This window comes from Pullulanibacillus pueri (assembly GCF_014639255.1).
Classification (GTDB): Bacteria; Bacillota; Bacilli; order Bacillales; family Sporolactobacillaceae; genus Pullulanibacillus; species Pullulanibacillus pueri.
The window spans coordinates 392,734-404,133 of sequence record NZ_BMFV01000001.1 but is presented as its reverse complement, the minus strand read 5'-3'; the positions used below and the strand labels follow the sequence as shown (position 1 = coordinate 404,133).

Here is an 11,400-nt window from a genome sequence, read left to right as displayed (position 1 = left end):
AGCTCCCCCTAGATAGAACAGATTTTTATTTTTTAATCTGTCTACCTAAAAGGGAGCATATCAAAAATTCAATTTCCGAATTTTTTAGGTCGTCTTTTTAATAATGTTAATTAGTTATTCCAGAAAATCGTAAGATTTTCAGTGCCCTCATGAATTAAGAGCTTTTTTCTACAAAATCAATCAACAAGACATTTTTCGTAAATGCCCTTTTCTTTAAGCACAGAAATAAGGGTTTCACCGATAACAGCAGGTGTATCAGCGACTTTAACACCATATTCGTTTAACGTTTTAATTTTAGCTGCAGCGGTCCCTTGTCCACCGGAAACAATAGCCCCTGCATGGCCCATACGTTTTCCTGGAGGTGCTGTTTGACCACCAATGAAACCAATCGCTGGTTTTTTCATATTCTCATGAATCCATTTGGCAGCTTCTTCTTCAGCATTACCGCCAATTTCACCAATCATAATGACTGCATAGGTATCATCATCTTCATTGAATTCCTTAAGAACATCAATAAAGTTAGTGCCGTTCACTGGATCGCCACCAATACCAACAGCCGTAGACTGGCCAATATTAGCCTCTGAGAGCTGATGAACAGCTTCATAGGTCAAAGTACCTGAGCGGGAAACAATCCCGACATGACCCTTTTTATGGATGTATCCAGGCATGATACCGATCTTCGCTTCGTCTGGAGTAATAACACCAGGGCAGTTTGGACCGATAAGACGTGTCTTTTTACCTTCCATATAACGTTTTACTTTCACCATATCTATAACCGGAATACCTTCTGTGATACAAATCACAAGGTCTAATTCAGCATCAACGGCCTCGACGATGGCATCCGCAGCAAAAGCAGGAGGAACATAAATAATTGAAACATTAGCACCTGTTTTTTGTACTGCTTCAGAAACCGTATTAAAAACAGGCACACCTTCAACTTCAGTACCGCCTTTGCCAGGGTTTGTACCACCGACAACTTGGGTGCCATACTCAAGCATTTGCTTTGTATGGAATAAACCTTGAGAGCCGGTAATCCCTTGAACAATGACTTTCGTATCTTTATTTACATAAACGCTCATTTTGGACTTACCACCTTTCTATTTGACGAGTGATACAATTTTTTGGGCTCCATCAGCCATGGACTCAGCAGCTGTAATATTCAAGCCAGATTCATTTAAAAGTTTTTTACCTAGTTCAACGTTAGTTCCTTCAAGTCGTACAACTAAAGGAATTTCAAGGCCAACTTCTTTCGTTGCCTGAATAACACCTGTTGCAATATCATCACATTTCATAATACCACCGAAGATGTTAACGAAAATGCCTTTAACGTTTGGATCAGATAAGATGATTTTAAATGCAGCCGTTACTTTTTCTGCTGTTGCACCGCCACCAACATCTAGGAAGTTCGCCGGTTCACCGCCGTAGAACTTAATAATATCCATGGTCGCCATAGCAAGACCTGCACCATTGACCATCATTCCGATATTGCCATCAAGGGCAGTGTAGTTCAAGTCATATTTAGAAGCTTCGATTTCTTTTTCATCTTCTTCTTCAAGGTCACGAAGTTCTAAAATTTCTGGATGACGATAAAGCGCATTATCATCAAAATTGAGTTTTGCGTCTAAAGCAATAACCTGACCATCGCCAGTAGTGACGAGAGGATTAATCTCAGCAATAGAGCAATCTTTTTCAATAAAGACATTATAAAGACCAATCATGAATTTAGCGGCTTTATTCACTAATTCCTTAGGAATATTAATGTTGAAAGCTAAACGCTTGGCTTGGAACGGTAAAAGACCAATTGCAGGATCAATTGTTTCTCTGAAAATCTTTTCAGGTGTCTTGGCTGCAACTTCTTCGATTTCAGTACCGCCTTCTTCTGAACCCATCATGACAATACGTGATGTTTCGCGGTCTAGAACAAGCCCAATATAATATTCGCTCTTAATGTCACTGCCCTCTTCGATTAATAAACGTTTAACCTCTTTACCCTCAGGACCAGTTTGATGCGTCACGAGCGTTTTTCCTAATAGCTCTTCTGCATATGTACGGACTTCATCAACGGATTTTGCTAGTTTTACCCCACCAGCTTTACCACGTCCACCCGCATGAATTTGGGCCTTTACAACCTTAACATTAGAATCGAGAGACTCCGCAGCTTTGACTGCTTCTTCGACTGTAAAAGCAACTTTTCCATTGGGAACGGGAACACCGTATTGTCTCAAGAGATCTTTTCCTTGATACTCATGAATATTCACGATTGCTACCTCCTATCATCTTAGGTCAACCACTGCTATGATATTGTGTGTGTCCAAAAAGAAACCTGATAAAAAACCCTAGACTACTCACTCGGGATTAGCCTAAGCTTAGACTCAAGCCTCCCCATGTCGTAGCGCTCTCAAAACTTCGCAAGTGTTTATACCTCTAAAAGGGACATTTCTTGTTTATACTGAGATCATCCAGTTATTATCGTGTCTTTTCGAACGACCCTTATTATTGTATAAAACTCTGTCTAGATTTGTCCACTATTACATAATACCTAATAATGTTAAATTTCCCCGACATACTAAAATTATTACATATGAAACCCCTTCCTTTTTTACGTCTATTTTTTACAAAAATTAACACACACGACCGATATTAAGAGGGGATCTTGTCGAGGATGAAGAGGTCCATAGACCGCTTAATCCTCTCCTTGATTAGGATTTGGAGTGAACTCTCTATTTAACGCATACACAAAATTAAAGATTTCTGCAACAGCTTCGTAGAGTTCAGGAGGGATGGATTCGCCAATCTCTAACGTACTTAAAAGCGCAACAAGGGTATCATCTTTTTGAATAGGAATGTTATGTTGCTCGGCCTTTTCAATGATTTTTTCAGCAAGATTGTTCATCCCTTTAGCCGATAGCTTCGGCGCTATGTCCCGTTCGGATTGATAGCTTAAAGCGACAGCCTTTTTTATTTTCTTTTGAACGTCGCTCATATTTTCACATCCCAGGAGATTTCTGACGATTTAAAATATTGTTTTGCCTGTTTTACTTCCCCATTGATTTGGGTGAGAGAGACAAGGGTATAATCAAGAGCAGACAATCGCTCTTGGAGCTGCGGTTTGTATTTTTCAATTAATGGTTCTAACTCAATGGTATCATTAAATAACGTTACAGTAAGCATTTTCCTTTGAGTTAAAATCCGAACCACCGTCTCTCCTATAACTTTGAAGTCAAAATAAAAAAGAATTTTATAGTACTCTGTTTCATTATCACCCTGTTCATTTTTCTTCCCTTCCCACAGCATTTGAACATCTTTAAATTCATGATTGAATAGAACTGGAAGCGTAAATAGCCATTGTATTAGTGAGCGATCGGCAGGTAAGGATTGGAGTTGTTGGCCAGTAATAGCTGCCAGTAGCTTTTCGGCGTGATCGCTCATCTCATGATTTTCCTTATCATTTACTACCGCTAACAGCCCCGTTTTTAAGGTCATACCCAGTTCATCGGGCTTGACGCGCGGATTTGCCAATTTTGCTTCTTGAAAATAGCCGATGCGGTTCAATACGTCAAACAACCACTTCGATGAAGGCTGGTCATCTAAATCCGGCCAAGTTTCAAAAAGCGATTGCAGTTGAATAGGTAATTTTGATCGGCTTCCGGCTTGCTCTAAAAGGGCAACGAGTTGACTAAGCAGCCCTGCATTCCCCTGACTTTTTTTGGCACTTATTAAATACTGATAAAGGGGCGCCTGCAAAGGAAGCTCGCGACGCAACATGAACTCAAGAACATCTAAATCAGCTTCTTGAATAGACATGAGTGCTCCGGTTGCTTCTTGAACCATTTTAAAAACGGATTTGAGAAGAGGCCCACGTAAAGGTAAGTCTTTTTCTAAAAAAAAGTTTAAGAGTTTAACAGTTTGACTATTTTGGGGCAATGAAAATCTTTGAATAAGTGTGTTCAAAATCTGACTGGACCCCTGGCTGTCGCTATTCGCAAAGGGTTGAATCACTTTTAACACAGTCTGGGGCTTTTGATCCAAATACTGAAAGAGATAAGATTTTCCCGTCTCCACAGGCACTTGGACTGAAGCTCTAACCACACGTCCCCCTATCTCTACTAAAGCACCTTCTGAATCATCCGTCATTCCCAATACTTTTCCTTTGAACATTTGGCCATCCGACAATCGAAATTGATTGGCTTGTGCCCTATCCGTTGGACCTACAGGTGGGATTAACATGGTGAACACCTCATTTCATTGCAGAGACATTTTTATAAATCGAGGAGATTCTCCCTCCTCCATTTTCCGGATCTATTCCCTTCATTTTTGTCTCCTACTTATTCAATCTTCGCGTCGCAATGGTGAAAAACTCATCCGATGCTCTGAACAAGGTCCTAGTGTTTTTATAGCCTGTAAATGCTCTGCCGTTCCATAACCATGATGGTCCTCAAAACCATAGCCTGGATAACGGACAGCCAAATCATCCATGAGCGCATCGCGAGTTTCTTTAGCAACAATAGAAGCGCTGGCAATAGACACACTCCTGGCGTCACCCTTGGTAATGGCGTGTTGCGGTATATGCACTGGCACAGTCATTGCATCGACAAGAAGATAATGAGGAACAGGAGTAAGAGCTTCAACCGCCCTTTTCATGGCAAGTATTGTGGCTTGGTAAATATTCACTTCATCAATTTCCTGCGCGGAAGCCATTCCGACTCCGATGCCAAGTGCTTTCGCCTTAATTTCAGTTAACAGTTCCCGTCTCAATTTTTTTGTGAGCTGTTTAGAATCATTCACGCCAATAATCGGCTGCTTTGGATCAATAATAACCGCTGCAGCAACCACTGGTCCAGCTAGGGGGCCTCGACCCGCCTCATCCATGCCGGCAACCAAAGAATAGCCCTTTGTATAAAGTTGCTCTTCAAAGGCCAACATGCGCTCATATTGGGTCTCAAGCGCCTTTTCCTTAGCGCGCTTACGCTCCCATGTGTCTAATAATGACTTGACGCCTTTTCTTTGATCCTCTTCTAGGTGTTGACGTTCTGCTTCACTTAAAGTTTTTTTATCTTTTAAAAGTGCGGCGATTTCTTTAATTGAGTGGTGCTGCATAATGAACATCCTTTATATTTATTAAAATATAAAAAGAGAAAATGGGACACTTCACGCATACCCTCTTCCTCCTTCACTTTATTTATCGACGTTTTGTTTTCGATTATTGAGCTTCTGGCACAGGATTGGGGGCTTCGAGGGTGACGCGTCCTAATTTTTGACTACGAAACTCCCTTACAATGATCTCGGCCGTTTTATCATAATCAATGTAACCCCCGCTCATCAAACACCCACGTTTTTTACCTATAGCATCATAAAGCTCGACAATATCAAGGGTATCAAGATTTTCCGATAAACCATAACGGTTGATCAATGCTTCAGGATAGTGCTGCACCATAAATCTTAATATGTAAGTGGCAATTTCTTCATAGTCAATCACTTCATCTTTTATCGCCCCAGTCGCTGCCAACCGTAGACCCACCGTTTGGTCCTCAAATTTCGGCCATAAGATTCCAGGTGTGTCTAACAACTGCAAAGTACTCCCAATCTTAATCCATTGCTGTGTTTTGGTAATACCTGGCCGATCACCGATTTTAGCAATCCTTTTATTGGCAAGGCGATTAATGAGTGTTGATTTCCCTACATTAGGAATGCCTAATATCAATGCTCGATCAGCTCTTGGGTTAACTCCTTTATTCTCTAAACGTTGACGCCTTTCAGCTGTTAATTGACTGACGCTCATCGCTATCTTATCCGTACCAGAACCTGTCTGAGAGTTCACAGCAATGGTACTAAATCCCTGCTTTTGAAAATAGGCTTGCCACCGCTCTGTTTGCTTAGGATCTGCCAAATCACTTTTATTAAGAATAACGAGACGAGGCTTCTGTCCTGCAATTTCATCCACTAAAGGGTTTCTTGAAGACTCAGGAATTCTAGCATCCACAAGTTCGATGACAACATCAATTTGCTTTATTTTTTCAATCATTTCCCGCTTGGCCTTAGCCATATGCCCGGGATACCACTGTATGGTCATAATCATCACCTATTCATACTTTTTATTTTATTCATTCATGGAAGATGTTTAACTTCAGTCACTGGCCAAAAAACAAACATGGCCTTCCCAATGACTTGATTTAAAGGAATGGGACCTATTTCTCGACTGTCCTGACTTTCTCTGCGATTATCTCCCAAAACAAAGACCGTTCCTTCTGGCACTTTTTCCTTAAAGTCATAAGTAAATAAGCCTTGATCTGGATGTTTTATCTTTTTTAAAAAGGGTTCCTTAACTTTTTTTCCATCGATATATAATTGATCGTCTTTATATTCAACAGTTTCACCGGGTAATCCGATCACTCTTTTGATGTAGTCTTGTTTACGATCGGCATGAAAAACAATGATATCAAAACGACGTGGCTCACTTATTTTGTAGGACAATTTATTAATTACAACGTGATTGTGATCGTGTAACGTTGGAAGCATTGATGTGCCATACACAACGATGTGATTAAAAAGAAATTGGCGGATGATGATGGCTAAGATAATAGCAATCACCACGGATCTTATAATTCCCCAGGATTTCTTTTTCTTGCGCTTCATTAAAAGTTTCATCCCCTTTAACACTCTTATTTGCCAAGTTATTTGGGTCTCTCAAACTATAGAACCTTATTTTACTATAGACAAATTAAGGAGACTATATAGTGTTCACCCTATTTTTAGATATAGGAAAAGGAGCCTCATCAGAGCTCCTTTTAACGTCATTTACTCGTATGTATTTTATGGTAAGAAGCTGGCGCCTAGAAAGACGCCCTCTGTCTGCTTACCAAGACCTATTTAACAAACCCTTGAATAGGTCTTATGTGTTGTACGTCGCTTTGTGTTATCTTGCTCTACTCTTAATACGAGCCGCTTTACCACGAAGGTTACGTAGGTAATAAAGTTTTGCACGACGAACTTTACCACGACGAACAACTTCTAGCTTCTCAATTTTAGGTGAGTGTAATGGGAATGCTCTTTCAACACCAACACCATAAGAGATTTTACGTACAGTAAAAGTTTCACTGATTCCACCGCCGTGACGCTTAATCACAACGCCTTCGAACAACTGGATACGCTCACGTTGTCCTTCGACAACCTTAACGTGAACACGTACAGTATCACCTGGGCGGAAATCTGGAAGATCACTTCTTAACTGTTCTTTTGTGATTTCATCAATAATAGATTGCATAATGCCCCTCCTTCCAACAAATGCTCTTGTCATGTCCGAACGTCATAACAGCGGAACACCGTACTCACTGGCATTTTGCCACAAAATTCATGATACCATATAGATAAACCTAGTGCAAGTTTGTTTTAGTGACAGAAATAGCTTTTTACAAACATTCTCTAACCCCATCAACTGGTTTGAAAAGTAAACTATTGATCCTTTGATATTCTGCTATGCTTTTTTTCTTGTCTCCATTCTTCGATCCATTGCCGCTCTTTTTCATCAAGCGGATAATGCTCTAATAAATCCGGCCGTCTAAAAAAGGTCCGTCGGAGTGATTCTTTATGCCGCCAAGCCTCTATGTTCTTATGATGACCTGAAAGGAGGACCTCGGGGACCTCTAACCCACGAAAATTCGCGGGCCTTGTGTATTGTGGATGTTCTAACAAACCATTAGAAAAAGAGTCAGCGATAGGCGATGCCTCATTCCCTAAGACACCTGGAAGTAGACGGACAACGCTATCAATAATCACCATTGCCGGCAGTTCACCACCGGTCAACACATAATCACCAATGGAGAGTTCATCCGTCACCAACTGCTCACGAATCCGTTCATCATAGCCTTCATAATGTCCACAAATAAAGATAAGATGTTCTTCCTTTGATAGTTCTACCGCTTTTTGATGGTCTAATCGATCGCCTTGTGGCGTCATCAGAATGACACGCGGCGTCCCTTCAACTTTCGCTTTGACATGTTCAACCGCATCAAATATTGGCTGGGCCTTTAAGACCATTCCAGCACCACCACCATAAGGATAATCATCGACACGATGATGCTTTTTATCCTCTGAGAACTCACGATAATCGGTGACATTGAAAGTGGCCAAACCATTTTCTGCGGCCTTCTTAAGAATGGATGATTGAAAAACACCGGTAAACATTTCTGGAAATAGGGAAAGAACATCAATCTTCATCAGTAATCAACCCTTCTAGTAGATGAACAGTAATCCTCTTCTCTTCAACATTGACGTTCTTAACCACGTCTTCTATGTATGGTAATAATAGATCCTTTTTGCCTTTACGGTCAACAACCCAAACATCATTCGCTCCAGGGGATAGGATTTCTTTAACCTTTCCCAAATACACGTTATCCTCTGAATACACTTCACAACCTACAATTTCATGATAGTAGAATTCATTCTCAGAGAGCTCCGTAAGCTCATCTTCCGTAACATATAAGGTTTGTCCTTTTAATGGCAGAACCTCATTCATGCCATCTAACCCATTGAATTTAAGCAGGTCGAATTGCTTATGCTTACGATGACTTTCAACGACAAGCTGCTTTTTATCCGAATTTCTATCCTCGCCAACATATAGCATGCTACCCTCAGCATACCGTTCTTCTGGAAAGTCCGTTCGACTAATCACACGGACTTCCCCACGGATACCATGTGTATTAACAATCTTCCCGACATTAAACCACTCTGCCAAAACTCATTCACCCTTTATTTATAAAATAGTTGAATATATTAAGCTACCCTTACTTTCCCACAAGTTAGTTGTTATTATTTTTAAACGTTAAGGCTTTATTCTAAAGGATTATTACTTTCCTCAAATTTTCCTGAAGTGTTCCAAATCTCTCATCTTCCGCTCCAGTCCATTTGATTGCTGTCGCTACTTTTTGTTAGAAGCAGCTGTCTTTAATGCAAGCTCAGCGTTTTTTGTTCGTTTCATACTTGATATGCGCCTACCCTAGTCGCAATCTTTATCAATTGCAAAAACAATGTGAATTGAGCCAATGAAAAAAGGGAAAGGCACAGGTCCTTTCCCCTTTTATTCACGTATCGTTAAAGTAACGTTCTCATGATGAGCCACCCCTGTTGCGTGGATCACGGAACGAATTGCACTCGCCATACGGCCATGTTTTCCAATGACCTTCCCCATATCCTCTTTATGAACGGAAAGATAGTAGGTTGTTCTTGCGTTGCTCTGTTCGCTTGAGATATGCACGTCTTCAGGGTGATCGACGATTGGACAAACAATGGCCTTGATAAGCTCATCCATTAGAAAGTCCCCTTACTTTGCAGATTTTGAGTTATGGAATTTCTCCAATAAACCTTCGTTAGAGAAAAGGTTACGTACTGTATCAGAAGGTTTTGCACCTTTAGCCATCCAGTCAAGCGCTTTTGCTTCGTCAATCTTCACTTCAGCAGGTTGAGTAACTGGATTGTAAGTTCCGATTTGCTCAATGATACGTCCATCACGAGGTGAACGAGAATCTGCTACAACTACACGATAGAATGGGCGTCTTTTTGAACCCATACGTTTTAAACGAATTTTTACTGCCATTTGTAAACACTCCTATTTTCTCTTATTCATAAGTTATAGTCTTATGCGACTGTTTTCACTGAAAACAGTCTAACTCTATAATGTAAATGGGCTATGCCCTATTACATGAAAGGTAAATTGAACGGGCTTTTCTTCTTCTTGCCTTTGCCTCCACCCATCATCTGCTTCATCATTTTTTTCATTTCTTTAAACTGCTTCAGCAGACGGTTAACATCTTGGATCGAGGTGCCGCTTCCGTTCGCGATACGACGTCTGCGACTGGCGTTAATAAGTTCAGGATCTTCTTTTTCTTGAGGCGTCATCGAGCGGATGATCGCTTCAACCTGACCGATTTGTTTATCATCGATTTGGATGTTTTTCATACCCTTGAGCTTATTTGCTCCTGGCATCATGGAAAGCAGTTCATCCAATGGCCCCATTTTTCTTACTTGACCAATTTGTTCAAGAAAATCATCGAACGTAAAACTTGCCGTTCGCATTTTCTTTTCCATATCCTTGGCTTTTTCCTCATCGATATCTTGTTGTGCTTTTTCAATAAGGGTGAGCACATCGCCCATACCTAAGATTCTGGAAGCCATTCGATCAGGGTAAAAGGGTTCTAACGCGTCCAATTTCTCTCCCGTTGCTGCAAACTTAATTGGCTTTCCTGTTACAGCTTTTACGGAAAGTGCAGCCCCACCGCGTGTATCCCCATCAAGTTTAGTTAGAACAACACCCGTTAAATCGAGGCGTTCACTGAAATTTTCTGCAACATTCACGGCGTCTTGACCTGTCATAGCATCAACCACAAGGAAAATCTCATCAGGCTTGATGGCTGCCTCGATATTTTGAAGCTCTTCCATCATGTTTTCGTCAATATGCAAGCGTCCGGCTGTATCAATGAAGACAACATCATTATGATCCGCCTTTGCTTGCTCTAAGCCCTGCTTAGCAATATCAACAGGATTAGCCTGCTCGCCTAAGGAAAAAACAGGCATGCTTAGCTGTTTACCCAAGGTTTGTAATTGCTTAATTGCAGCGGGTCTGTACACGTCAGCCGCCACGAGCAAAGGATTTTTATTGTATTGCTTGCGCAAGTAGTTGGCAAGCTTTCCTGTCGTTGTGGTCTTACCTGCCCCTTGCAAACCAACCAGCATAATGACCGTTGGTGGTTTACTCGCTAAGGTAATCTTGCTTTGCTCTCCACCCATCAGTTCTGTCAGTTCGTCTTGAACGACCTTAATGACTTGCTGGCCAGGGGTTAGGCTTTTGAGCACTTCTTGACCAATCGCACGTTCTTTTACCCGATTAATAAAGTCCTTAACAACCTTAAAGTTAACATCTGCCTCAAGGAGTGCCAGTCTTATTTCCCGGGTCATTTCTTTTACATCAGCTTCAGATACCTTACCCTTACCCCTTATTTTCTTAAACGTCGCTTGAAGTCGGTCGGCTAAATTTTCAAATGCCATCTTACCGCCTCCTAATCTAGATTCTCAATGAGTTCAATCAATCCTAGTGCTTTTTCTTTTGAAAAATCTTGATCTTCCAATAAGTGCCGAAGCTGTTCTAATAACTCAGAACGCTTATTATACTTTTCATAGAGATGAAGATGCTTTTCAAAATCATCGAGAAGGGTTTCAGTCCGCTTTAGATTATCATATATAGCTTGTCTTGACACCCCATAATTTTCAGCGATTTCACCAAGAGAGAAGTCATCGGTATAATATAAATCCATATACTTCTTCTGTTTATCCGTCAATAACGGATGGTAAAAGTCATAAAGGGCATTGAGATATATCTTTTTCTCCAGCATAGGCTCCACCTTGTAAAGT

Annotated in this window: 14 protein-coding genes; all 14 read right to left on the bottom strand. The window is 40.9% G+C overall.

Annotated elements, in window-relative coordinates:
* Positions 1 to 176: 176 nt before the first annotated feature.
* Positions 177 to 1,079 (bottom strand): succinate--CoA ligase subunit alpha, encoded by a 903-nt coding sequence (gene sucD, locus IEV91_RS01825; protein WP_188495430.1) that lies wholly within the window; start codon positions 1,077 to 1,079, stop codon positions 177 to 179.
* Positions 1,080 to 1,097: 18 nt separating this feature from the next.
* Complete coding sequence (gene sucC, locus IEV91_RS01820; protein ID WP_188495428.1) at positions 1,098 to 2,258, bottom strand: ADP-forming succinate--CoA ligase subunit beta; 1,161 nt, start codon at positions 2,256 to 2,258, stop codon at positions 1,098 to 1,100.
* Between the two features lie 425 nt (positions 2,259 to 2,683).
* A complete protein-coding gene (locus IEV91_RS01815; protein ID WP_188495426.1) occupies positions 2,684 to 2,983 on the bottom strand; it encodes an EscU/YscU/HrcU family type III secretion system export apparatus switch protein in 300 nt (99 codons plus the stop codon).
* A complete protein-coding gene (locus IEV91_RS01810; protein WP_188495425.1) occupies positions 2,980 to 4,227 on the bottom strand; it encodes a TP0910 N-terminal domain-containing protein in 1,248 nt (415 codons plus the stop codon). The genes IEV91_RS01815 and IEV91_RS01810 overlap by 4 nt, the downstream gene beginning before the upstream one ends.
* A 102-nt stretch (positions 4,228 to 4,329) precedes the next feature.
* Entirely contained in the window at positions 4,330 to 5,097 is a 768-nt protein-coding gene (gene rnhB, locus IEV91_RS01805; RefSeq protein WP_188495423.1) for a ribonuclease HII, read from the bottom strand.
* Positions 5,098 to 5,200: 103 nt separating this feature from the next.
* Complete coding sequence (gene ylqF, locus IEV91_RS01800; RefSeq protein WP_188495422.1) at positions 5,201 to 6,070, bottom strand: ribosome biogenesis GTPase YlqF; 870 nt, start codon at positions 6,068 to 6,070, stop codon at positions 5,201 to 5,203.
* Positions 6,071 to 6,105: 35 nt separating this feature from the next.
* Complete coding sequence (lepB, locus tag IEV91_RS01795; protein WP_188495421.1) at positions 6,106 to 6,633, bottom strand: signal peptidase I; 528 nt, start codon at positions 6,631 to 6,633, stop codon at positions 6,106 to 6,108.
* A gap of 280 nt (positions 6,634 to 6,913) precedes the next feature.
* A complete protein-coding gene (gene rplS, locus IEV91_RS01790) occupies positions 6,914 to 7,261 on the bottom strand; it encodes a 50S ribosomal protein L19 (protein ID WP_188495420.1) in 348 nt (115 codons plus the stop codon).
* A gap of 188 nt (positions 7,262 to 7,449) precedes the next feature.
* Positions 7,450 to 8,214 carry a tRNA (guanosine(37)-N1)-methyltransferase TrmD gene (gene trmD / locus IEV91_RS01785; RefSeq protein ID WP_188495419.1) on the bottom strand — a complete coding sequence of 255 codons (765 nt, stop codon included), beginning with the start codon at positions 8,212 to 8,214 and terminating at the stop codon, positions 7,450 to 7,452.
* The gene (gene rimM / locus IEV91_RS01780) at positions 8,204 to 8,731 is read right to left on the bottom strand and encodes a ribosome maturation factor RimM (protein WP_188495418.1); all 528 of its coding nucleotides are present in this window, start codon (positions 8,729 to 8,731) and stop codon (positions 8,204 to 8,206) included. Before rimM ends, trmD begins: the two co-directional genes overlap by 11 nt.
* Positions 8,732 to 9,073: 342 nt before the next feature.
* Positions 9,074 to 9,304 carry a KH domain-containing protein gene (locus IEV91_RS01775; protein WP_188495417.1) on the bottom strand — a complete coding sequence of 77 codons (231 nt, stop codon included), beginning with the start codon at positions 9,302 to 9,304 and terminating at the stop codon, positions 9,074 to 9,076.
* 12 nt (positions 9,305 to 9,316) lie between these two features.
* Positions 9,317 to 9,589, bottom strand: coding sequence for a 30S ribosomal protein S16 (rpsP, locus tag IEV91_RS01770; protein ID WP_188495416.1), 273 nt, complete (start codon positions 9,587 to 9,589; stop codon positions 9,317 to 9,319).
* Between the two features lie 101 nt (positions 9,590 to 9,690).
* Complete coding sequence (gene ffh / locus IEV91_RS01765; protein WP_188495415.1) at positions 9,691 to 11,037, bottom strand: signal recognition particle protein; 1,347 nt, start codon at positions 11,035 to 11,037, stop codon at positions 9,691 to 9,693.
* Between the two features lie 11 nt (positions 11,038 to 11,048).
* On the bottom strand, positions 11,049 to 11,381 hold the full coding sequence (locus IEV91_RS01760; protein ID WP_188495412.1) for a putative DNA-binding protein: 333 nt from the start codon (positions 11,379 to 11,381) through the stop codon (positions 11,049 to 11,051).
* Between the last annotated feature and the right edge of the window lie 19 nt (positions 11,382 to 11,400).